Source organism: Corynebacterium frankenforstense (assembly GCF_030211955.1).
Taxonomy (GTDB): Bacteria; Actinomycetota; Actinomycetes; order Mycobacteriales; family Mycobacteriaceae; genus Corynebacterium; species Corynebacterium frankenforstense_A.
The window spans coordinates 1-229 of record NZ_JASODI010000118.1; the positions used below are offsets into that span (position 1 = coordinate 1).

Sequence of the window (229 nt, forward strand, 5' to 3'; positions counted from 1 at the left end):
CGTCTGCAAATCCGCTCTTAAAGCCATATTCAAAACTAGAAATCGTCATAGTTACACTAATCTGAGTAGAACTGACAACTAATTGAACATGATGTTTATTAGCTTGAATGTTTTTAAGCCAATTAATGTATTCATCTGGCTTCAAAAGTTTATCTGAACTAATCCAAGAACTATGTTTCTTAGGAAAAACACTATCAATCGAAAGAGATACCAATTTCATGTTACCTAC

General features: G+C 32.3%; 1 protein-coding gene. It reads right to left on the reverse strand.

Annotated elements, in window-relative coordinates; all coding sequences use genetic code 11:
- The coding region (locus tag QP119_RS11775) for a hypothetical protein (protein WP_284776364.1) at positions 1-229 on the reverse strand (229 nt) is incomplete at both ends.